Raw genomic sequence first — 21935 nt, 5'->3', positions numbered from 1 at the left:
CAGAGGGAAAATGAATGATTGAAATTTATGACGAGCGAGCAGGAGATATTGCGGTCATCCATGCCGTGCCGCAGGGGCAGTATCATCAGCCGTTGCCGACGGTATTTTTCTACCATGGTTATACCTCGTCGAAAGAAGTCTACGCCTACTTTGCCTACGCGTTAGCCAGGGTGGGATTTCGCGTGGTGCTGCCGGATGCCGATTTGCACGGCGAGCGTTTTGACGGCGATGAACAAAAGCGGTTGTCCCGCTTTTGGGAGATCCTGCGCAGCAATATCGATGAGTTACCGGCGTTGAAGGCGGACTTTGAACGGCGCGGGCTGATTGCCGAAGGGCGCATCGGCGTCGCGGGCGCGTCCATGGGGGGGATGACGACGTTGGGAGGCTTTGCTCGTTATCCGTGGGTGAAAGCTGCGGCGAGCCTGATGGGGGCCGGTTATTACAGTTCCCTGGCGCAGACGCTGTTCCCACCGCTGGATGAGCAGGGTAAACCCTTAACGGCGAGCGGTTTTGATGCGCGCATTGCCGCGCTTGCGGATTATGGCCTGGAACGCCAGTTGGAAAAGATTGCCGATCGTCCGCTGCTGTTATGGCACGGCGAAGCGGACGATGTGGTCCCGGCGGCTGAAAGTCGACGCCTGGCAACCGAGCTTCGCCAGAGTGGTTGGGACCGGCAACTGACATTTTTGACTGAACCGGACGTTAAGCACCGCATCACGCCGTTAGCGCTTGACGCAACGGCCGAGTTCTTCGTGAAAACCTTATAAAAAAAGCCCCCTGCGGGCAGGGGGCTGACGACATTTTCACATTTTAATTTGCCGCTTTTGGGTGCGGCTTGCTTCCCTGGCACTGCATGCAGGCTTAACGATACAGTTCCGCGCTGACGTGAATGGTGCTGTTGTTTTCCGGTTCGTGCAGCGCAATGATCCGGTAAGCGGTCGCGCCGCGCTGATCGGCTATTTTGCTCACCTGGCTGCTGGCGTCATCCGGCGATACCACATTCTGGTTCAACGTGACGAATCCCACGCTCTGGCGTTGGTCAGCCTGATGCGAAGTGATTTCGGTAGCGGCCATGACGTTGGCGGAAAACAGTAAAGCAATGGCGGTGGCGATGGTAATGCGTTTCATAAGTGCCTCTCTTAACTGTTTGCTTCAACGGCCTGACAGCAGGTGCCAGTGCAGCAAAAAGTTATTTGTCTGTATTGAATAACCTCAAATCTTTTTCGTCGCGCTGTCTGCGGCGGATAACAACAATTTTAGACCTTCCGGCAGGATTAAAAAGGGGGGCTTTTTGATGTCATTATTCAAAAAAAATGAATGAATTTTGCGCATCAGTGATGATTTCATTGAAAGATTTTTTGAACTGATGGATCTGTGTACATAGGTTGTACAGATAGCAAATCGTGCTATTTACGTATCAGGCCCGCATTACCGATAATAAATACCCTTCTGTCCTTGAGTTTCCCAGCCTGCGCAAGTATGATTACGCGTCATTTTTTCAGCCGCACACACATACACGTTCCTTGCTTCCATGGGCCGCGGTTGACCCTGACAGGAGGCTGAATAATCCGTAAGGAGCAATTCGATGCGTCATTACGAAATCGTTTTTATGGTCCATCCTGACCAAAGCGAACAGGTTCCGGGCATGATCGAGCGTTACAGTGCTACCATCACTAACGCTGCTGGTCAGATTCACCGTCTGGAAGACTGGGGCCGCCGTCAACTGGCTTACCCGATCAACAAACTGCACAAAGCTCACTACGTTCTGCTGAACGTTGAAGCTCCGCAGGAAGCGATCGATGAGCTGGAAACTAACTTCCGCTTCAACGACGCCGTTATCCGTAGCATGGTTATGCGCGTTAAGCACGCGGTAACTGAAGCATCTCCGATGGTTAAAGCGAAAGACGAACGTCGTGGCGATCGCCGCGAAGACTTCGCTAACGAAACCGCAGATGATGCAGATGCTGGGGATTCTGAAGAGTAATTGCCGCCGTGACATCTAATCGTCTGGTTTTGTCGGGCACTGTGTGCAAGGCGCCGGTTCGAAAAGTGAGTCCTTCCGGGATCCCCCACTGCCAATTTGTGCTAGAGCACCGTTCGCAGCAAATGGAAGCCGGATTTAGCAGGCAAGCATGGTGCCGAATGCCCGTGGTTGTCAGCGGACAACAGTCACAAGCACTAACTCAAAGATTAACGGTCGGCAGTCAGATAACCGTGCAAGGCTTCGTAAGCTGCCATCAAGGGCGCAACGGGCTGAACAAACTGGTTCTGCATGCCGAGCAGATTGAATTGATAGATTCTGGAGACTAGCCTAATGGCACGTTATTTCCGTCGTCGCAAGTTCTGCCGTTTCACCGCGGAAGGCGTTCAAGAGATTGACTATAAAGACATCGCTACGCTGAAAAACTACATCACTGAAAGTGGTAAAATTGTCCCGAGCCGTATTACCGGTACTCGTGCAAAATATCAGCGCCAGCTGGCCCGTGCTATCAAGCGCGCGCGCTACCTGTCTTTGTTGCCGTACACTGATCGTCATCAGTAATCGGCCACTGTCCATTAACGACTTTGAGAGGATAAGGTAATGCAAGTTATTCTGCTTGATAAAGTAGCAAACCTGGGCAGCCTGGGTGATCAAGTTAACGTTAAAGCGGGCTACGCCCGTAACTTCCTGGTACCACAGGGCAAAGCTGTTCCTGCTACCAAGAAAAACGTAGAGTTCTTCGAAGCACGCCGTGCTGAACTGGAAGCCAAACTGGCTGACGTTCTGGCTGCTGCTGAAGCTCGCGCAACCAAGATCAACGAACTGGGTTCAGTCACCATCGCGTCTAAATCAGGCGACGAAGGTAAACTGTTCGGCTCTATCGGCACCCGCGACATCGCTGACGCAGTTACTGCGGCAGGCGTTGAAGTTGCCAAGAGCGAAGTTCGTCTGCCGAACGGCGTTCTGCGTACCACTGGTGAACACGAAGTTCACTTCCAGGTACACAGCGACGTGTTCGCACAGCTGAATGTAGTTGTGGTTGCAGAAGCTTAATCGCTCCTGCCAGCCAAGTTAAAACGCCAGCCTCGTGCTGGCGTTTTGCTTTTCTGCGTCCGGTAAAACGCGCTACCCTGCTATCACAGCTTGAATGAGGAGCAGCGGAAATGGCGGATATTATCTTGCAGCGCGTTTACGATTTTACCGGCCCTGCACCGGAGCACTGCTATTTGATTGATCGTTTGTGGCCGCGAGGCATCAGCAAGGAACGATTGCAGGGCGTGCAGTGGCTAAAGCAGGTTGCGCCGGATAACGCGCTGCGGCAGTGGTTTCATCAACATCTTGACCGGTGGGACGAGTTCGAAAGCCACTACCGCGTGCAGCTGGCTCAAAACGACGCCTGGCAGCCATTGGTGGCTTTACTAAGACAGGGGCAACCCTTGACCTTACTTTATGGCAGTAAAGACACACAGCACAACCATGGCATCGTGCTGCGCGACTTTCTGTTAAGGCAGTTAGCGGATTAACGCTCGCGGCGATAGCTGCCGTCGGCCTGGCGGCGGAATAACACCTGACTGTTGTCAGCGGTGGTGACAGATAGCGCGGTGATCACGCCGTTGATATCACGTTCGATACGCACTTCCTGGCCGGCCTTCATGTTGCTGAGCGGCTTATCGTTACCTTCCACCTGCGCCATGGCGAAAACTTCGTTCACCGGCAGGTTGTTGTCACGGAAAAGCTGCGCCAGCGTCTGGCCCGGTTGGATCTGGTAGCGTTGCCAGTTGCCCGCCGGTTCCGGCTCTACAGCGTGCTGCTGCTGAGTGTCGTTTTGCAATTCGGCCTGCAAGGGAACGCTGTTTTCCTGCTGGGTGACAGGGAATGGCTGTTTTTCCGATGAATACGGCCACAGCAGTGCCAGCAGCAGGATGATGCCGAAAATCAGGGTCCAGCGACGATGAAAATAAGGCAGTGGCTCCATCCAACCGAAGCCGTCCGGCAGGTGCCAGATCTTCAGCAGTAACGCTTTGATGTTTTGCCCCTTACCGCTTTCCGGTGGTTGTTCTGAATCCGGGTCTTCTACCGACGCTGGCGCGGAGCCGGGCTTCAGGCGCTGACTGAAGTTCAGCCAGGTACGCAACAACGGCTGGTAGATACGGGTGGTCTTCCTTCTCCTGGGCGAGATTCTGCCCATGGTAACCTCTCTTCAACGGCGTAAAAATATCACGGTACAAAAGGGTGTACCGCCGACCCGATGCCCTGTTTTCAGTATAGTCCGCTAACTGATTGAAGTGAAAGGCAGCAGCAAACCTATACCTGTTGCGGCAGGCGATTCGCCTGGGCGCGCGGGAGCGGGTGTTAACTGAGGGTTATTGTTTCTTTTTCTACGACAAAAGTCATCATTCTCCACACAAGATTTTACCCGGCATTGCGGCGCTGTTATGCTGCGCTTTCGACTTTTTACAGACTAAAGGAAAACCCCATGACAACCCCTTCTTTTGACAGCGTTGAAGCGCAGGCGAGCTACGGGATTGGTTTACAGGTCGGCCAGCAGCTGCAAGAGTCCGGTCTGGAAGGTTTACAACCGGAAGCTTTGCTGGCAGGTTTGCGTGACGCGCTGGAAGGGAATGCCCCGGCGGTTCCGGTAGACGTGGTGCACCGTGCGCTGCGCGAAATCCACGAACGTGCGGATGCTGTGCGTCGTGAGCGTCAACAGGCGATGGCCGTTGAAGGCCAGAAATTCCTGGAAGACAACGCCAAGCGCGACGAAGTTACGCTGACCGAATCCGGTCTGCAATTCTCCGTGCTGGAGCAGGGCAACGGCCCAATCCCGTCCCGTCAGGATCGCGTGCGTGTGCATTACACTGGCCGTCTGATTAACGGCGACGTGTTCGACAGCTCCGTAGAGCGCGGTCAACCGGCAGAATTCCCGGTTAGCGGCGTGATCCCTGGCTGGATTGAAGCGCTGACCCTGATGCCGGTCGGTTCCAAATGGCAGCTGTATATTCCACACGACCTGGCCTACGGCGAGCGTGGTGCCGGCGCATCCATCCCGCCATTCAGCGCGCTGGTGTTCGACGTCGAACTGCTGGAAATCCTGTAATTCTCTAACAGATTTCTCTGGGCGCCTTGATGGCGCCCTTGTTTTATGCGCCGTTCAGCGCGCGGGGGAACAACAGGTTGTTCTCCAGATTGATGTGTTCCATCAGGTCATCAATAAACTCGTCGATACCACCATACAGCACCTGCCAGGTATTGCAGGCACCTTCCGGTGGCGTCACGTTGTGGGTGAGGAACTTCACCACTTCCAGCTGTTCGCCCGCTTCGTCATGCTCATGTTCCATTACCGAGATCGGCCCAGCCGCCTGCCGGCCCATACCCTGCTTGATCATCGGGAACAGGATCTGTTCCTCTTTCATCATGTGATTTTCCAGATCCAGCCGGATCAGGTTCAGCTGTTTCGCCAGACCGCGTGGACAGGTGGCTTTGTCGGCATGAACCCGTTCGACTTTTTCCGCCATCAGTACCAGCTCGGCCAGCTGCTCGCGGTGCCGCTGATGGAAGCGTGGCAGAATATAATCAATCAGTTCACCGAGCGGTGCAGTACGCCAGTCATGGCTTGCTGCCGGTCTGGCGGCGAGGGCGGCCAATTCGCTTTCAAGCTGCTCGAGATCCAGTCCTTTACGCTCGGCCGCGCGTTGCAGCGTTTGTTTTCCGCCACAGCAGAAATCCAAATCGTTCAGGCGGAACAGGCGTGATGCCCGGGGAATAGCGATGGCGAGAGCGCCGAGGGATTGATTACGGTAATCCATGAGAGAGCCTCTTTAAATGAAATATCTATAACATGCATTTTAAATGCAATTTAAAGGGCGCGCCAGCGAGAAAAAGGAGTAGATGGCCGGGGGGAACGCTGTGCCTCCCGGCCTGCAGCTTATTTGCTACTTAAATCAATCTTATAAACTGCGAACCCGATGTTATCCGTGCCTTCGGATTTCATTGGATACTGGGCATGTGCCTTGATAAACGCTGTCGCTTTCTCGCTTGGCGAGGTTTCAAAGCGAATATCCAGCGGTTGCGGGCTGCTGAAGGTCGCCAGGCGCCAATTGTTATCCACCTGTGGCCGTACTGCGCCATGCTGCTTGGTTTCAGCGCTGATATAGGCCGCCAACACTGAACGGTTCTCGTCCGGCGAAGCGAAGGCAATATGCTGATCGCCAGTGCCGGCGAACTTGCCACCGTAAGCGCGATAGTTATTGGTCGCCACCAGGAAGGTGGCTTTAGGATCAATTGGCTTGCCTTTGAACGTCAGCTGCTTGATACGTTCCGCCTTGTTGTTAATCAACTGGCATTCGCCGTCGTAACGCGCAGGCTGGCTGACGTCGATCTGGTAATTAACCCCGTCAATCACGTCGAAGTTATAGGTGCGGAAGCCATCCCAGTTGATCAGGCCCTGCGGTTGGCTGCTGTTGACGTCGATTTGATTGAACTGCCCGGCGGAGCACTCCAGCCACTCCTTCACCTCTTTGCCACTGGCTTTTACTACCACCAGGGTGTTGGGGTAGAGGTAGAGATCCGAAGCGTTACGGAAGGTGAGCTGGCCTTTTTCCACTTCGACGAAGCTGGCCGGATCGTTTTTGCGGCCGCCGACCTTGAACGGCGCTGCCGCTGACAGCACCGGCAAATCGGCCAGATCCGGATCGCCCTGAATGTAGTGTTCCACATAGGCTTTCTGCGCGTTATTCACGATTTGTACCGTTGGGTCATCCTGCACCAGCGCCAGGTAGCTGTACATGTTGTCATCAGCTTTGCCGACCGGCTTGCTGACAAAATCGCGCGTGCCCTTATGATCTTCCGCCAGGACTTTCACCAGCTTGGCGTCTTCCGCCGCCAGCGATTTCTTGTTCTCTTTGTCGTAGATGGGCCGTGCTTCCGCTTTGGCGGAAGCTACTTTCCAACTGCCAGAGTCGTTGTTCAACTGCAGATCGACAACGCCGAGGTGGTCGCCCCACTGGCCGGGCATGACCGCAGGTATGCCGTTCAGCGTGCCCTGGGCGATGTCAGCGCCTTTGATATTGGCGAAGTCTTTGCTCGGGAATACCGCGTGAGCATGGCCGAACATGATGGCGTCAATGCCCGGAACCTGGCTGAGGTAGTACACCGAATTCTCTGCCATCGCCTTGTACGGCTCGCTGGACAGGCCGGAGTGCGGGATCGCCACGATCAGATCGGCCCCCTGTTTACGCATTTCCGGCACGTAGCGTTTGGCGGTTTCGGTGATGTCGTTGACCTTAACCTTGCCTTGCAGATTGGCCTTATCCCACACCAGAATTTGCGGTGGCACAAAACCGATATAGCCGATGCGTAAACTATGTTCCTTGCCGTCACGGTCTTTTACCGGCGTATCGACGATAATGTAAGGAGTGAACAGTGGTTTCTGCGTTTTAGCGTCGATCACGTTCGCATTGATATACGGGAACTTGGCACCGCTGATGGCGGTTTTCAGGTAATCGAGGCCGTAGTTGAATTCGTGGTTGCCGATATTGCCGACCACATAATTCAGGGTGTTCATGGCCTTATAGACAGGATGAATATCGCCGGGCTTCAGGCCCTTGGCCGCCATATAGTCGCCGAGCGGGCTGCCCTGAATGATGTCGCCGTTATCCACCAGTACGCTATTGGTGGCCTGCTGGCGAGCCTGTTCAATCAGGCTGGCGGTGCGCACCAGACCGAACTTGTCGGTCGGTTTATCCTTGTAGTAATCGAAGTCCATCATGTTGCTGTGCAGGTCGGTGGTTTCCAGCACGCGCAGATCGACCGTTGCCGCCTGCGCTGAGGCGCAAACCAGCACAGCGAGGACAGACAACGTCAGCGGACGCTTCATCATTTTTGGCTTTCTCCATTCTATTTTTCGAGTTTTATCGCAGAGGGGCATGTAATTAACATTGGTTGTCTCACCAAACTGTGAAGTGTGGCAGAAAATCGGCCAAGGTATCGGAGGAAATGTCACAGTTGTGACGGCAAAGACTCGAGTCATTACCGAAGGTTAAATCGTTATGATGGATATTCGATGCAAAAAAAACTAGGCTGCTAGCAATGAGAAAGGGGAAATGGCCCACGGAACTGTCTATCTGAGGTGAATGATGTTAGAAAAAATTTGCCAACTGTCCCGCGAGGCGGGCGCGGCCATCATGGCGGTGTACAACGGTGAACAACCGCTTGATGTTACACAAAAAAAAGATGACTCCCCGGTGACGGCGGCCGATCTGGCGGCGCACCACATTATCCAGCGCGGCCTGGCGGCGTTAACGCCGGACATCCCCTTGCTGTCGGAAGAAGATCCACCGACCTGGGAAGTGCGGCAGAATTGGACGCGCTACTGGCTGGTCGATCCGCTGGACGGCACCAAAGAGTTCCTGAATCGCAACGGTGAGTTCACGGTAAATATCGCGTTGATTGAAGACGGGCAGGCGGTAATGGGTGTGGTTTACGCCCCGGCGATCGACGTGCTGTATCTGGCCGAGCGCGGTAAAGCCTGGAAAGAAGAAAAGGGCCACCGGCAGGAGATTGGCGTCAGCAATGCCCATCCGCCATTGGTGGTGGTCAGCCGTTCGCACAGCGACGAAGAGCTGAAGGACTACCTGAAACAGCTGGGCGAACACCAGACCGTTTCCGTCGGTTCTTCGCTGAAATTCTGCCTGGTGGCGGAAGGTAAAGCGCAGCTCTATCCGCGCTTTGGGCCCACCAATATCTGGGATACCGCCGCCGGTCATGCCGTGGCCGTGGCAGCCGGGGCACAGATCCACGACTGGCAGGGCAGACCTCTGCTCTATACGCCGCGTGAATCCTTCCTAAACCCCGGCTTCAGGGTTTCGCTGTTCTAAATCAGTTCGCCAGCAGCTGGTGCAGTTGGGTCATGACCTGCTGCACCTCTTCTGGCGTCAGGGCGCCGTCTTTGGCGAACTGGATCCTGCCTTGCTTATCCAACACCACAATGGCCGATCCTTTCGGCTGCAAATCCCAGGCCTTGCGCACGTTGCCGTTGCTGTCGACCACAAACTGCGACCAGGGGAACTCTTTCTTGCTGTCTTCAATGCTGTTGCGAACAAACACCGCGGTGCCGAGTATCGCGTCGTCGGTATTCACTATTGTCGTCGTTTGGTAACGATCGTGCGGTAGTTTAGCTTTCTTAATCGCTTCGATCAGCGGATCGTTCATCGCCTTGGCGGAGCTACGGCCGGCAATATGCTGTATGACTCGCACTTTCCCACTGAGTTGCGCGCTATTCCAGTTTTGATAGCTAAACTTATCATTAGCGTAATTTAACTCTCCCTTATCGCTGACGCCGACCGGCGCGACGCGTTGCTGGAGTTGGAAGTTGTGCGCAGAGGCTAAAAAGGGGGCAAGCAGCAGGGAAACAATAAGCAGGTGACTTTTTTTCATGCCTTCTCCTTGGAAGGGGAACGGTGCCGACAGCACCCGACAGCCTAAAGCATAGGTGGTGATCGGAGGTCTGTCCTGTTAGCTGGATCGCAGTTTCCCCTTCTGGCCGGTAATACCTGTGTTTTGAAGGGATATACTGAAAAAGTTATATATTATCATATACAATTCTGTCAAAAAGTGTAAATCCAGTGAAGATATCCGTGCAGAAGTGAACATTATCGTCTTTACTAGGTCTACTACATGGCAATCAAGTTGCGTTCTTACTTTAGAGGCTGCCACCTTGGCGGCCCGCTGAGCGCATGGACCAAACGGAGGAGAGTAATAGAATGAGAATCTTCCAGCGTTATAATCCGTTGAAAGTGGCGAAGTACGTAAAAACCCTGTTTCGTGGCCGGCTGTATATCAAAGATGTAGGCGCGTTCGAATTCGACGAAGGGAAAATCCTGTTACCGAAAATTCGTGACCGGCGCCACTTCAGCGTGATGTCAGAGGTAAACCGTCAGGTGTTGTTGCTGCAAACAGAGATGGGTTGATGCGCGGTTAGTATCCTGCTACTGAAGTACCCTGCAAAAGCTCCAATAATTGCGGCCCCGATGGGGCCGCTGACGTTTCTACAGTCCGGATCAGGCGGGGGCGTTGTCTTCTGGCGCCTTCGGCAGTACCGCCGCCGGTTTGTCGCTCAGTTTGGTTACCAGCAACTGGTCAATCTTGTAGCTGTCGATGTCCACCACTTCAAACTTGTAGCCGGCGTATTTCACGAAGTCGGTGCGTTTTGGGATCTTGCGCAGCATGTACATCATAAAGCCGCCGATGGTTTCGTAGTTGCCCGCCTGCGGGAACTCATCAATGTGCAGAACGCGCATCACATCGTCGATTGGCGTACCACCCTCAATCAGCCATGAGCTTTCATCGCGTGCGACGATCTGCTCTTCCTGGCCTTGACCGACCAGATCGCCCATCAGGGTGGTCATTACGTCATTCAACGTGATGATGCCCACGACCAGTGCATATTCATTGAGAATAACGGCAAAGTCTTCGCCGGCCGTCTTAAAGCTTTCCAGCGCTTCGGACAGCGTCAGGGTATCCGGCACGATCAGCGCCGCGCGGATTTGCACACCGCTGCTCAGCACCAGGCTTTGATTGCCCAGCACGCGGTTCAGCAAGTCTTTGGAGTCAACGTAGCCGACCACCTGATCGATATTGCCGTCGCACACCAGGAACTTGGAGTGCGGATGGGTCGAGACTTTCTCGATAATGCTTTCTTCGGTTTCACGCAGATCGAAGTAAACCACGCTTTCGCGCGAGGTCATCGACGAAGGTACGGTGCGTGACTCCAGTTCGAACACGTTTTCGATCAGCTCATGTTCCTGCTTGCGTAGCACGCCAGCCAGGGCTCCGGCTTCCACTACCGCATAGATGTCGTCGGAAGTGATGTCGTCCTTGCGCACCATCGGCAGTTTGAACAGGCGGAAGATCAGGTTTGCCATGCCGTTGAAGAACCACACCAGCGGCCGGAAGATCATGATCGAGAAACGCATCGGGTTGATGATCCGGACGGCGACCGTCTCTGGTGCAATCATACCGATGCGCTTCGGGGTCAAATCTGCGAACAGGATGAACAGGCTGGTCACCAGGACGAACGAGCAGATAAAGCTGACTTGCTCCGCCATCTCTGGGGACAAAAAGCGATCGAACAATACCTGGAAGCTAGGGGAGAAGGCAGCATCACCGACGATACCACCGAGAATGGCTACGGCGTTCAGACCAATCTGCACCACGGTAAAGAACAGCCCCGGGGTTTCTTGTAGTTTAAGGACTTTGGCGGCATTGACGTTACCTTCGTCAGCCATCAGTTTCAGTTTAATCTTGCGTGACGCGGCCAGAGATATTTCCGACAGTGAGAAAAACGCACTCACTGCGATCAGAAAAAGAATCAGTAAAATACTGTTTAACATAATCTATCCATACGTGCCGACGGGATGACGGCGCTCTTGAGGAAGGGTAGTACATTGTAAAAAAAGTAGTGATAACAACCAGAAAGGAGGCTATCAGGCCGCAGATGCGGCCCGCATAGTATAGCAGCAGCCCTACAGGGGCCGCCAGCGGTTAAAAAATTACCGCTGACCAAGGGTTTAGCCCTGGGGTGGCAAACAAACGCCGATGCCGCCCAGGCCGCAGTAGCCTTCAGGATTCTTGTACAGATACTGCTGATGGTCATCCTCGGCATAGTAAAACGGCAGCGCCGGCACCACTTCGGTGGTGATGGTGCGTTGGTCGCCCGCCTCGTTCATGGCCTGCTGGAAACGCTTCAGACTGCTTTCGGCTGCGGTCTGCTGTTCCGGCGTCAGCGTATAAATTGCTGAGCGATACTGAGTGCCGACGTCGCCACCCTGACGCATGCCCTGCGCCGGATCGTGGTTCTCCCAGAACACCTGCAGCAGCTGCTTATAGCTGATGATTTTCGGATCGAATACCACCCGCACCACTTCAGTATGACCGGTCTGGCCGCTGCACACTTCGCGGTAGGTTGGGTTTGGCGTAAAACCGCCGCTGTAGCCTGCCGCCGTGCTGTATACGCCCTGCTGTTGCCAGAACAGGCGCTCCACACCCCAGAAGCATCCCATGGCGAAGATAGCCACTTCCATGCCTTCCGGCACCTGGGTCATTGAATGGTGAGTGACCACGTTGAGCGTGGCAACCGGCATGGGCGTCGTGCGGCCAGGCAGCGCGTTCGCCTTGTCGACGGTTTGTGTTTTATCAAAAAATGGCACCACGGTTGACTCCTGTTGTCACAGTAAGAATTGACCTAAGACACGGCAGTTCGGTTGTATCTAACCGCAACTTTGCCCACAATAAGCTACATATTCAGATTATGGATCAGATTAACGCAGTATTTAGAGCGCCAAAAGCTAAGAATGCGCCAGTTTACTGCGGCAGTAAAATCGTAATATGTCGCGTCTGGAATAAGGCTGAAAGGGCTGCCGTCTTGATAGCGCGGAGTATGCCCTGGCACCAGAGTGCGTGTTATAACAGGAAAGTAAAATAAATTAAGGAGAACGCGTGCCACGATACCGTGCCCTGTGCTTTTTGTGTGCGCTGCTCGCGACGCCTGCGGCGTTTTCGGCGAATGTGCGGCTGCAGGTTGAAGGACTTAGCGGGGAACTGGAAAAAAACGTCCGGGTACGCCTGTCTTCCATCACTCCGGAAGAGGTCGGTACTGATGGCCGTTTCCGCGCACGCGTGGATGAAGCTGTTCGTCAGGGGCTGAGAGCGCTTGGCTATTATCAGCCTACCATCGAATTTACGTTGGACGATCGGCCAGGGCTGGCGCGGCCGGTGCTGCACGCCAAGGTCGATCCGGGTGAACCGGTGCGCATTGCCGGGGCCAATATCGTGTTGGAAGGCGGTGCGAAAACCGATGAAGACTATCTGTCGTTGGTCAAAAAAGGCAAACCGACGATAGGTGAGATCCTTAATCACGGTAAATACGACAGTTTTAAAGGTTCACTGACCGGCCTGGCGCTGCGCAAAGGCTATTTCGATGCCGATATGACCAAAAGCCAGCTCGGCGTGGCGGAGGATCTGCATAAGGCCTATTGGGACATCGACTTCGACAGCGGGCAGCGTTACCGCTTCGGCCAGGTGAAGTTTACCGGTTCGCAAATTCGTGAAGACTATCTGCAAAATCTGGTGCCCTTTCATCAGGGGGATTATTACACTTCGGAAGACCTGGCCGAACTGAACCGCCGTTTGTCCGCCACTAACTGGTTTAACTCGGTGGTGGTCTCCCCTGATTTCAAAGATGCCAAAGAGAACAAGATTTTGCCGCTAGATGCGTTGGTGTCACCACGCACTCGCAACACCATCGAAACCGGTGTCGGTTACTCCACCGACGTTGGCCCCCGCGTTAAAGGCACCTGGAAGAAGCCCTGGCTTAACGATCGCGGCCACAGTCTGGAAACCAGCGCCAGTATTTCGGCCCCGGAGCAGCAGCTCGATCTGACCTATAAGATCCCGTTGCTGAAGAATCCGCTGGAGCAGTATTACCTGCTGCAGGGCGGGCTCAAGAACGTCGATCTAAACGATACCAAGTCCGTAACCTCCAAAGTGGTGGCCTCGCGCAACTGGGATCTCTCCAGCGGCTGGCAGCGGGCTATTAACCTGACCTGGCGCTGGGATAACTTTACCCAGGGTAACGTCAGCAATACCACCATGCTGCTTTACCCTGGCGTCAGCCTCAACCGTACCCGCTCGCGCGGAGGTCTGATGCCGACCTGGGGCGATAGCCAACGCTACTCCATCGACGTTTCCGACACCACCTGGGGATCTGGCGTGGACTTCGCGCTGATGCAGGCGCAGAACGTCTGGATCCGCACCCTGGCCGATAAGCACCGGTTCGTGGCGCGCGGGCAGGTGGGGTGGATCGAAACCAACGACTTCGACAAAGTGCCGCCAGACCTGCGATTCTTTGCCGGTGGCGATCGCAGCATACGTGGCTACAAGTACAAAGACATTTCCCCCCGCAACGATGACGGCAAGTTGACCGGTGCCTCCAAAATGCTGACTGGCTCGCTGGAATATCAATACAACGTGACCGGCAAATGGTGGGGGGCGATGTTCGTCGATTCCGGTGAAGCGGTGAACGATATCAAGCAGAGCAACTTCAAAACCGGCGCCGGTGTAGGCGTACGCTGGCAGTCGCCGGTAGGGCCAGTGAAGCTGGATATCGCCGCGCCCGTGGGGGACAAGGACACCCACGGGATGCAGTTCTACATCGGTTTGGGGCCTGAACTATGAGCCTGATAAAAAAGATTTGCTTTGGTTTCCTGATTGTCTTGCTGTTACTGGTCGGGGCGGTGGCGTACTTGCTCGGTACCACCAGTGGTTTGCATATGACCCTCAACGCTGCCGCTCGATGGGTGCCGGGGTTGGATATTGCCAGCGTGAGCGGTGGCTGGCGTGATCTGACGCTAAAAGGCGTGAAGTATCAGATGCCGGGCGTCACGGTGAATGCCGGACAATTCCATCTGTCACTCGATCTGGCCTGCTTTAAAAACAGTTCGCTGTGCGTCAATGCGCTGACCGCGCAGGACGTCGACGTGGTGGTGAAAACCAAAGAAATGACGCCGTCTGCGCCGGTGGAAGAGACCAGCGAGCCGACCACTAATCTGAGCACGCCGTACCCTATTACCTTGCGTATGCTGACGCTGAATAACGTTAAGGTCAGCGTAGACGACACGGCAATCTCTCTTGGTGAATTCCGTACCGGAGCGCAGTGGCAAGAGCGTGCGTTGACCTTGCTGCCCACCAAAATCAGCGGCCTGTTGATTGCACTTCCGAAAACACCGCAGAACCCGTTGCCGGAGGCGATACAGCCGGCTGTCGAGGTCGCGAAAAAAGTGGGTGAACAGGTCGACAAGGCGGCGAAACCGGCACCGGTGCCGGAAGAGAAGCCGCTGGGCGAAACGTTGAAAGAGCTGTTCGCCAAGCCGCTGCTGCCGGATCTGCCGGAAATCCGCCTGCCGTTGGACATCACGGTTAAGGAGATCAGCGGGGAACAACTGCGCTTGACCGGTGATACCGAGGTGTTGATTACCAGCCTGTTGCTGCAGGCCAGTACCCAGGATCAGCATATCAAGCTGGACAATTTCGATGTGAAATCCCCGCAGGGCACGTTGTCTGCGCAGGGGCAGGCGACGCTGACCGGCAGTTGGCCGGTGGAAATGGTGGCTAACAGCACGCTGAATATCGAGCCGCTGAAAGGGGAAAAGGTCAAACTGAACGTCGGCGGTGGGCTGCGCGAAGAACTTAAAGTGGCGCTGAACCTCTCCGGACCGGTCGGTGCGCAGCTTGATGTACAGACCCAATTGGCCGAAGTGGGTTTACCGCTGGCACTGACGCTGCAAAGCAAACAGCTGAAATGGCCGCTGAACGGCGAAGCTCAGTATCAGGTCAACGATTTCCGTCTGCGTTTCAATGGCAAGGCGACTGATTATGCCTTGTCGACCCGGGCCAATATCAAGGGGCAGGATCTCCCGCCGGCGGTGCTGACGCTGGACGGTAAAGGTAACGTCGAACAGTTCAAACTGGATCGCCTGCGTTTGGCGGCCTTGCAGGGCAATACCGATCTGACGGCGCTGGTGGACTGGAGCAAGGCCATCAGTTGGAATTCACAGCTGACGCTGAGCGGCATCAATACCGCCAAGCAGTGGCCGGAATGGCCGGCGAAGTTGGACGGTAAAATCACTACGCGTGGCAGCCTGCACGGCGGCAGTTGGCAATTGCAGGTACCGGTGCTGCAGCTCGATGGTAACGTGAAGCAAAACAAAGTCACTGCACGTGGCACGCTTAGCGGCAATGCTGCCGGTCAGTGGAAAATCCCGGGCATCGATCTGACGCTGGGACGCAACCAACTGAACGTTAAGGGCCAACTGGACGAGAAAAGCTGGAACCTGGATGCGAATATTGACGCGCCACGTCTGGACGGCGCTCTGCCAGGGCTGGGCGGTACGGCGAAAGGCTTGCTGAAACTGCGGGGCAACCTGCAAGCGCCTCAGTTGCTGGCCGACCTGACCGCTTCCGGCCTGCAGTGGCAGGCGCTGCGCATCAACCGGGTGAAGATTGACGGCGACGTGCGTTCCAGCGATCAGATCCAGGGTCAGTTGGCGGTACGCGTTGAGCAACTTAAGCAGGATGCGCTGGATATCAGCCTGCTGACACTGGATGCCAAAGGCAGTGAGAAGCAGCATCAGCTGCAGTTGAAAATTGACGGCAAGCCGGTATCCGGTCAGTTGGCGCTGCAGGGCAGTTTCGATCGCCAACAGCAGCGCTGGCGCGGCAACCTGAACAATACCCGTTTCGATACCCCGGTGGGCGAATGGCGCTTAACTCGCGCCATTGCGCTGGATTACCTGAACACCGCGCAGAAAATCAGTATTGGACCGCACTGCTGGCAGAACCCGAACGCCGAACTGTGCGTACCCAAGACCATCGAAGCAGGCCAGAGTGGCCAGGCCAGCGTGGTGTTGAACCGCTTTGATCTGGCGATGATCAAACCTTTCCTCGGTCCGGAGACCGCTTTGAGTGGCGTGTTCACCGGGCGGGCGGACGTAAGCTGGAAACCGGGCGGTGCGCTGCCGGACGCAAAAGTTTCCCTGGTGGGTAACGGCGTGAAGGTGGTTCAGCAAGTGCAGGGCAACGCGTTGCCGATCGCCTTTGATCGGCTGAACCTTAATGCCGGCCTGTCCAACGGTCGTGCGCAGGCCGACTGGTTGATCAAGTTGACCAATAATGGCCAATTTGACGGTAACGTACAGGTTGCCGATCCACAGGTACGACGCATTATCAGCGGCAACGTCAATATCACCAATATCTCGCTGGCGATGATCAATCCGGCGTTGATGAAGGGGGAGAAAGCCGCGGGCATGCTGAATGCCAATCTGCGCCTGGGTGGCAGTGCGCAGAAGCCTCTGGTTTATGGCCGGATGGCGTTGGATAAGGTTGATATAGATGGTCACTGGATGCCGTTTGATATGACGGACGGCCGCCTGGTGATGAACTTTGACGGCATGACCTCGACCATGGAAGGGCTGGTCAGCACCACGCGCGGACAGCTTAACCTGTCGGGCGATGCTGACTGGCGCGACATCAACGCCTGGCGCGCACGTATCGCCGCCAAGGGCGATAAGCTGCGGGTGACGGTGCCGCCGATGATCCGCATCGACGTTTCACCCGATCTGGTGTTTGAAGCCACGCCGCGGCTGTTCTCGCTCAATGGTTCGGTCGATATTCCGTGGGCGCGCATTACGGTGCAGGAGTTGCCGGAAAGTGCGGTGGGCGTCTCTTCCGACGAAGTGATGCTGGACGACCAACTGAAACCGATACAGCCGAAAACCGCAGGGATCCCGATCAACAGCAACCTGATGATCCACGTGGGTAACGATGTGCGGCTGGATGCCTTTGGCTTAAAAGCCCGCCTGAAGGGCGATCTGAAAGTAGTGCAGGACAAGAATGGCCTGGGCCTGAACGGCCAGATTGACATCCCTTCCGGTCGCTTCCATGCTTATGGTCAGGATTTGATCGTCCGCAAGGGCCAACTGATGTTCTCAGGGCCGCCGGATCAGCCGCTGCTGAATATTGAAGCCATCCGTAATCCTGAATCGACCGAAGACGACGTTACCGCTGGGGTACGCGTTACCGGGTTGGCGGATGCACCCAAGCTGGAAGTGTTCTCGGATCCGGCCAAATCTCAGCAGGAAGCGCTGTCTTATCTGCTGCGCGGGCAGGGATTGGGCAGTTCCGGCGCCGATGGTAACGCAATGACCTCAATGTTAATTGGGATGGGGGTTGCACAAAGTGGTCAACTTGTGGGTAAAATCGGCGAGGCGTTTGGCGTAAGCAATTTGGCCCTGGATACTCAGGGTGTCGGCGACAGTTCCCAGGTTGTCGTGAGCGGTTATGTTCTCCCAGGCTTACAAGTAAAATATGGGGTGGGTATTTTCGACTCGCTGGCTACGTTGACGTTGCGTTACCGCCTGATGCCTAAATTGTATCTGGAAGCGGTGTCTGGTCTCGACCAGGCATTAGATTTGCTCTATCAGTTTGAGTTTTAGCGATGCGAATAATTGTCTACGGCAGTTTACGACGCAAACAGGGAAACAGCCATTGGATGACCAACGCCCAATGGCTCGGCGAGCATGAGCTCGAAGGCTATCAGATTTATAATCTGGGCCATTACCCGGCGGCGATCCCTGGAGAGGGCACGGTACATTGCGAAGTGTACCGCATCAACTCATCGATTTTGGCTGAGCTGGACGAACTGAAAAGCAACACCAAGGACTATAAGCGCGAGCTGATTCAGACGCCTTATGGGAGTGCGTGGATCTACCTGTATAAACACAGTGTGGACGGTTACCCGCGAATTAACAGCGGCGACTGGCTGAAGCGTCTCGACGAAAAGTAAAAAAAACACCGCTCACTGAGCGGTGTTTTTTTATCGGACGGCGGGCAAGAATTACTTCTTGGCGGCACGCTCGAAAGAAGCAACGATTTCAGCTTTGGCAGCGGCAGCATCTGCCCAGCCTTCCACTTTCACCCATTTGCCTTTTTCCAGATCTTTGTAGTGCTCGAAGAAGTGAGCGATCTGGGCACGCAGCAGTTCCGGCAGGTCGTTCACGTCTTTGATGTGATCGTACTCTTTGGTCAGCTTGCTGTGCGGTACGGCAACCAGTTTCGCATCTTCGCCGGCTTCGTCGGACATCTTCAACACGCCAACCGGACGGCAGCGGATCACAGAACCAGGCTGCAGTGGGTATGGGGTTGGCACCAGCACGTCAACCGGGTCACCGTCCAGAGACAGGGTGTGGTTGATGTAACCGTAGTTGCACGGGTAGAACATCGCGGTGGACATGAAACGGTCAACGAACAGCGCACCGGTGTCCTTGTCGATTTCATATTTGATCGGATCGGCGTTTGCCGGGATTTCGATAACAACGTAGATGTCTTCCGGCAGGTCTTTGCCAGCAGGGACCAGGTTCAAGCTCATGTCGGTTTCCTTTAATCAAACCAGAAATGGAGTGGCGGCTATTATAGCGGACTCTTTTGCGATTTCCTGCCCTTTTCATCATCCCCGCCCCGGCGCAGAGCCATCCATCGAATTTCCAGATAAATCCTCCCACGGCGTTAAGTTTTCTCGAGGGTTGCCGATAACTTCATCAAATAATAATGAGTCGGCGAAGTCTGGCTCCGCGTTTTACCTCCTCTACGTAAGATCTCACTATTTCTGAAGCCGGGAAGAACTCATGCTAAAAAAGATTACGGTCAAGGCCGGGCTGATTGCCCTGTTGAGCCTGATGACGCTGCTGTTGATTATGGTCAGCACGATTGGCGTCAACGCGATTAACGAAGGATCGCGCTCGTTACACACCCTGAATCAAATCCTGGGGGAAGAGTTGGGGTCGCTGGCCAGCAGTTCCAACCTGACGCTGCGCGCCAGAACCGCTGCCTCACTGGCGGTACGCCAACGGGAAATCGGCCAGATTGAGGTTTCAGATGCTACGGTGGGCCGTATCTATGACTATCTTGCGCAATCGAAGCAGGAAATGGCGCGTTTTGTCAGCGTCGGTACCGTTACCGAACGTGGACGCGAGCTGTCCGGTCGTTTGCAAAACAGCTACCGCGCCTATCTGGAACAGGGCGTTGGGCCGATGGCCGATGCCATCAAGGCCGGCAAAGTTGATGATTACTACGATATTCAGGAAACAAAAATTTCCGCGTTGAGCATCGCTTTTGAAAAGGACCTCAGCGACTTCCGCAGCTTCGCCATGAAGATTGGCCAGCAGCGGGTGAATGAAGCGGAAAGCAATGCCAGCACCAAAATTACGCTGATCGTGATTGCTGGCCTGCTCAGCATTTTGCTGGCGCTACTGGCCTGGTTTGCGCTGCGGGTGATTATTCTGCGTCCGCTCGATGAGTCAATTGCCCAGCTGGAACATATCGCCAGCGGCGACCTGACGCACCGCATCACCGGCGAAGGCGAGACCGAAATGGGCCGTCTGGTGCGTGCGATGCAGCGGATGCAGCAGGCCTTGGTCAGTTCGGTCAGCAAGGTGCGCGATGCCAGCAGCCAAATCGATACCGGTTCACGCGAACTGGCTGCCGGCAACCTGCACCTGGCGCAGCGTACCGAAGAATCAGCCGCTTCTCTGGAAGAAACCGCCGCCAGCATGGAACAGCTGACCTCGACGGTGAAGATGAACGCCGAGAACTGCGAACAGGCGAATCAACTGGCGCTGAGCGTATCCGATATTGCCAACCAAGGCAGTGAAGTGGTCAGTCAGGTCATGGACAAGATGCAGGCGATCACCGATAGCTCACGCCGCATTGCCGATATCATCAGCGTGATGGACGGCATTGCCTTCCAGACCAACATTCTGGCGTTGAATGCGGCGGTGGAAGCTGCACGTGCCGGTGAACAAGGGCGTGGTTTTGCCGTGGTGGCCGGTGAGGTTCGCAGCCTGGCTCAGCGCAGCGCGCAGTCGGCGAAAGAGATCAAAGGGTTGATTGAAGCGTCGCAGAATCGGGTGCAGGAAGGCGAACAAATGGCCGGTTCGGCGGCGAAAACCATGAACGGCATTACCGGTGAAGTGGGCCGGGTGACGGCGCTGATGCGGGAAATCTCTGCGGCTACGCGTGAGCAAAGCAGCGGCATTGAGCAGGTAAACCTGGCGGTGGCGCAGATGGATCAGGTGGCGCAACAGAATGCGGCCTTGGTCGAAGAGTCGGCGGCGGCGACGCGCTCGCTGGAGGATCAGGCGCAGTTGCTGGCGCAGAGCATGGCGGCGTTCAAATTATAATGCCGGGGACGGCAAGCCGTCCCCCACATCGAACTCGTTATTCGTCCGGGTTCTCAGCGATAAAGCGCTCAGCGTCTTCCACCATGGATTTGGTGCCGACAAAGAACGGTGCGCGCTGGTGCAGTTTCACCGGGGTGATGTCCAGAATACGGTTTTTACCGTCGCTGGCTTTACCGCCGGCCTGTTCCGCCAGGAACGCCATCGGGTTGCATTCATACAGCAGGCGCAGCTTGCCTTGCGGGTGGCTGGCGGTGCTTGGATAAATGTAGATGCCGCCTTTCAGCAGGTTGCGGTGGAAGTCGGCAACCAGTGAACCGATGTAGCGTGAGGTATAAGGGCGTTGTGTAGCTTCGTCCTGTTCCTGACAATATTTGATGTATTTCTTCACGCCGCGCGGGAACTTGATGTAGTTACCTTCGTTGATGGAATACATATTGCCGCTGGCCGGGAAGCGGACTTTCTCGTGGGAGAGGCAGAACACGCCCAGAGAAGGATCGTAGGTAAAGGCATGCACGCCATAACCGGTGGTGTACACCAGCATGGTGGATGAACCGTAAACCACGTAGCCTGCGGCGACCTGTGCGCTGCCTGGCTGCAGGAAGTCTTCTTCGGTCACTGGCGTACCGACCGGGGTAATGCGACGATAGATAGAGAAAATCGTACCGACCGAGACGTTGACATCGATGTTGGACGAACCGTCCAACGGATCCATCAGCACCACATACTTGGCATTTTCAGCCCGCTCGCCGTCGAATATCACGATTTCATCTTCTTCTTCAGAAGCGATACCCGCAACTTCACCGCGCGCTTTCAATGCTGCTTTCAGCTTTTCATTCGCGTACAGGTCCAGTTTCATCTGAACTTCGCCCTGTACATTGGAAACGCCGCTGGTCCCCAGAATATCCACCAGACCCGCTTTGTTGATATCGCGGTGGATGATTTTGGCGCCCAGTTTAATTGCAGAAAGTAGCGCAGTCAGCTCGCCGGTGGCGTGTGAGAAGTCGTGCTGTTTCTCGACGATAAATTCGCCTAACGTTTTCATGACACAATCCCTGAATCTACGGATGGGTAGCGGTTTGTTAACAAACCGCCAACGTATTCGCGAGCAGTGTAGCCCAAAGATGAACGCTATTCATAGGCAAATCCATTTCTTCTGGACGATTCTG

Annotated in this window: 22 protein-coding genes; 13 read left to right on the top strand and 9 right to left on the bottom strand. The window is 55.2% G+C overall.

Translation table 11 applies throughout. The features are described 5' to 3' along the window. The first annotated feature begins 14 nt into the window (after positions 1-14). Positions 15-767 carry an esterase gene (gene yjfP, locus AC1RKG_RS21055; protein WP_217331474.1) on the top strand — a complete coding sequence of 251 codons (753 nt, stop codon included), beginning with the start codon at positions 15-17 and terminating at the stop codon, positions 765-767. Between the two features lie 94 nt (positions 768-861). Here yjfP and AC1RKG_RS21050 read toward each other — a convergent pair whose 3' ends face one another. Continuing rightward, positions 862-1128 carry a YdgH/BhsA/McbA family protein gene (locus tag AC1RKG_RS21050; protein ID WP_020824919.1) on the bottom strand — a complete coding sequence of 89 codons (267 nt, stop codon included), beginning with the start codon at positions 1126-1128 and terminating at the stop codon, positions 862-864. 457 nt (positions 1129-1585) lie between these two features. Here AC1RKG_RS21050 and rpsF point away from each other — a divergent pair, with 457 nt between their 5' ends. From rpsF to AC1RKG_RS21025, 5 genes are all read left to right on the top strand, one after another. Further along, the gene (rpsF, locus tag AC1RKG_RS21045; RefSeq protein WP_006317459.1) at positions 1586-1984 is read left to right on the top strand and encodes a 30S ribosomal protein S6; all 399 of its coding nucleotides are present in this window, start codon (positions 1586-1588) and stop codon (positions 1982-1984) included. An 8-nt stretch (positions 1985-1992) separates the two neighbouring features. After that, the gene (gene priB, locus AC1RKG_RS21040; protein ID WP_006317460.1) at positions 1993-2310 is read left to right on the top strand and encodes a primosomal replication protein N; all 318 of its coding nucleotides are present in this window, start codon (positions 1993-1995) and stop codon (positions 2308-2310) included. 4 nt (positions 2311-2314) lie between these two features. Then, positions 2315-2542 (top strand): 30S ribosomal protein S18, encoded by a 228-nt coding sequence (gene rpsR / locus AC1RKG_RS21035; protein ID WP_000135199.1) that lies wholly within the window; start codon positions 2315-2317, stop codon positions 2540-2542. A gap of 39 nt (positions 2543-2581) precedes the next feature. After that, positions 2582-3034 (top strand): 50S ribosomal protein L9, encoded by a 453-nt coding sequence (gene rplI / locus AC1RKG_RS21030; RefSeq protein WP_004933629.1) that lies wholly within the window; start codon positions 2582-2584, stop codon positions 3032-3034. A 110-nt stretch (positions 3035-3144) separates the two neighbouring features. After that, entirely contained in the window at positions 3145-3504 is a 360-nt protein-coding gene (locus tag AC1RKG_RS21025) for a DUF488 domain-containing protein (RefSeq protein WP_493183670.1), read from the top strand. Here the strand turns inward: AC1RKG_RS21025 and AC1RKG_RS21020 are convergent. Beyond that, a complete protein-coding gene (locus tag AC1RKG_RS21020) occupies positions 3501-4169 on the bottom strand; it encodes an OapA family protein (RefSeq protein ID WP_493183669.1) in 669 nt (222 codons plus the stop codon). The two genes, AC1RKG_RS21025 and AC1RKG_RS21020, sit on opposite strands and share 4 nt — an antisense overlap. Before the next feature lie 288 nt (positions 4170-4457). Between AC1RKG_RS21020 and bamJ the strand changes: the two genes are divergently transcribed. Continuing rightward, the gene (gene bamJ, locus AC1RKG_RS21015) at positions 4458-5078 is read left to right on the top strand and encodes a BamJ family beta-barrel-assembly machinery protein (RefSeq protein WP_020824922.1); all 621 of its coding nucleotides are present in this window, start codon (positions 4458-4460) and stop codon (positions 5076-5078) included. Positions 5079-5121: 43 nt separating this feature from the next. On the opposite strand, the gene ytfE is transcribed toward bamJ, so the two are convergent. Together ytfE and AC1RKG_RS21005 are read right to left on the bottom strand one after the other, a co-directional pair. Continuing rightward, on the bottom strand, positions 5122-5787 hold the full coding sequence (ytfE, locus tag AC1RKG_RS21010) for an iron-sulfur cluster repair protein YtfE (RefSeq protein ID WP_493183668.1): 666 nt from the start codon (positions 5785-5787) through the stop codon (positions 5122-5124). Positions 5788-5906: 119 nt separating this feature from the next. Continuing rightward, positions 5907-7859: a bifunctional 2',3'-cyclic-nucleotide 2'-phosphodiesterase/3'-nucleotidase gene (locus AC1RKG_RS21005; protein WP_142816076.1), complete on the bottom strand. Its 1953-nt coding sequence runs from the start codon at positions 7857-7859 to the stop codon at positions 5907-5909. Positions 7860-8115: 256 nt separating this feature from the next. On the opposite strand from AC1RKG_RS21005, the gene cysQ reads away from it, so the two are divergent. Further along, on the top strand, positions 8116-8856 hold the full coding sequence (gene cysQ, locus AC1RKG_RS21000; RefSeq protein ID WP_041415176.1) for a 3'(2'),5'-bisphosphate nucleotidase CysQ: 741 nt from the start codon (positions 8116-8118) through the stop codon (positions 8854-8856). Position 8857: 1 nt separating this feature from the next. On the opposite strand, the gene AC1RKG_RS20995 is transcribed toward cysQ, so the two are convergent. Next, on the bottom strand, positions 8858-9415 hold the full coding sequence (locus tag AC1RKG_RS20995) for a YtfJ family protein (protein ID WP_020824926.1): 558 nt from the start codon (positions 9413-9415) through the stop codon (positions 8858-8860). A 326-nt stretch (positions 9416-9741) separates the two neighbouring features. Between AC1RKG_RS20995 and AC1RKG_RS20990 the strand changes: the two genes are divergently transcribed. After that, positions 9742-9948 (top strand): DUF1107 domain-containing protein, encoded by a 207-nt coding sequence (locus AC1RKG_RS20990; RefSeq protein ID WP_012004917.1) that lies wholly within the window; start codon positions 9742-9744, stop codon positions 9946-9948. A gap of 90 nt (positions 9949-10038) precedes the next feature. Here the strand turns inward: AC1RKG_RS20990 and paeA are convergent, their stop codons facing one another. Both paeA and msrA read right to left on the bottom strand, forming a co-directional pair. Continuing rightward, a complete protein-coding gene (gene paeA, locus AC1RKG_RS20985; protein WP_020824927.1) occupies positions 10039-11370 on the bottom strand; it encodes a polyamine export protein PaeA in 1332 nt (443 codons plus the stop codon). A 177-nt stretch (positions 11371-11547) separates the two neighbouring features. Further along, positions 11548-12189, bottom strand: a complete 642-nt coding sequence (gene msrA / locus AC1RKG_RS20980) for a peptide-methionine (S)-S-oxide reductase MsrA (RefSeq protein WP_020824928.1) — start codon at positions 12187-12189, stop codon at positions 11548-11550. A 286-nt stretch (positions 12190-12475) separates the two neighbouring features. Here msrA and tamA point away from each other — a divergent pair, with 286 nt between their 5' ends. The 3 genes from tamA to AC1RKG_RS20965 are packed head-to-tail and all read left to right on the top strand — an operon-like array spanning position 12476 to position 18377. Continuing rightward, positions 12476-14212 (top strand): autotransporter assembly complex protein TamA, encoded by a 1737-nt coding sequence (gene tamA, locus AC1RKG_RS20975; RefSeq protein ID WP_128865492.1) that lies wholly within the window; start codon positions 12476-12478, stop codon positions 14210-14212. Beyond that, positions 14209-18027 carry an autotransporter assembly complex protein TamB gene (gene tamB, locus AC1RKG_RS20970; RefSeq protein WP_493183667.1) on the top strand — a complete coding sequence of 1273 codons (3819 nt, stop codon included), beginning with the start codon at positions 14209-14211 and terminating at the stop codon, positions 18025-18027. Before tamA ends, tamB begins: the two co-directional genes overlap by 4 nt. 2 nt (positions 18028-18029) lie before the next feature. Next, positions 18030-18377, top strand: a complete 348-nt coding sequence (locus AC1RKG_RS20965) for a gamma-glutamylcyclotransferase family protein (RefSeq protein ID WP_006317485.1) — start codon at positions 18030-18032, stop codon at positions 18375-18377. Between the two features lie 51 nt (positions 18378-18428). On the opposite strand, the gene ppa is transcribed toward AC1RKG_RS20965, so the two are convergent. Next, entirely contained in the window at positions 18429-18959 is a 531-nt protein-coding gene (gene ppa, locus AC1RKG_RS20960; protein WP_004952787.1) for an inorganic diphosphatase, read from the bottom strand. 256 nt (positions 18960-19215) lie between these two features. Between ppa and AC1RKG_RS20955 the strand changes: the two genes are divergently transcribed. Continuing rightward, positions 19216-20769, top strand: a complete 1554-nt coding sequence (locus tag AC1RKG_RS20955) for a methyl-accepting chemotaxis protein (protein ID WP_020824932.1) — start codon at positions 19216-19218, stop codon at positions 20767-20769. Positions 20770-20806: 37 nt separating this feature from the next. On the opposite strand, the gene fbp is transcribed toward AC1RKG_RS20955, so the two are convergent. After that, a complete protein-coding gene (gene fbp, locus AC1RKG_RS20950; protein WP_020824933.1) occupies positions 20807-21811 on the bottom strand; it encodes a class 1 fructose-bisphosphatase in 1005 nt (334 codons plus the stop codon). Positions 21812-21935: the final 124 nt, after the last annotated feature.

The organism is Serratia sp. GW822-FHT06D09 (assembly GCF_058799515.1).
This window is presented reverse-complemented; position numbering and strand designations above follow the sequence as displayed.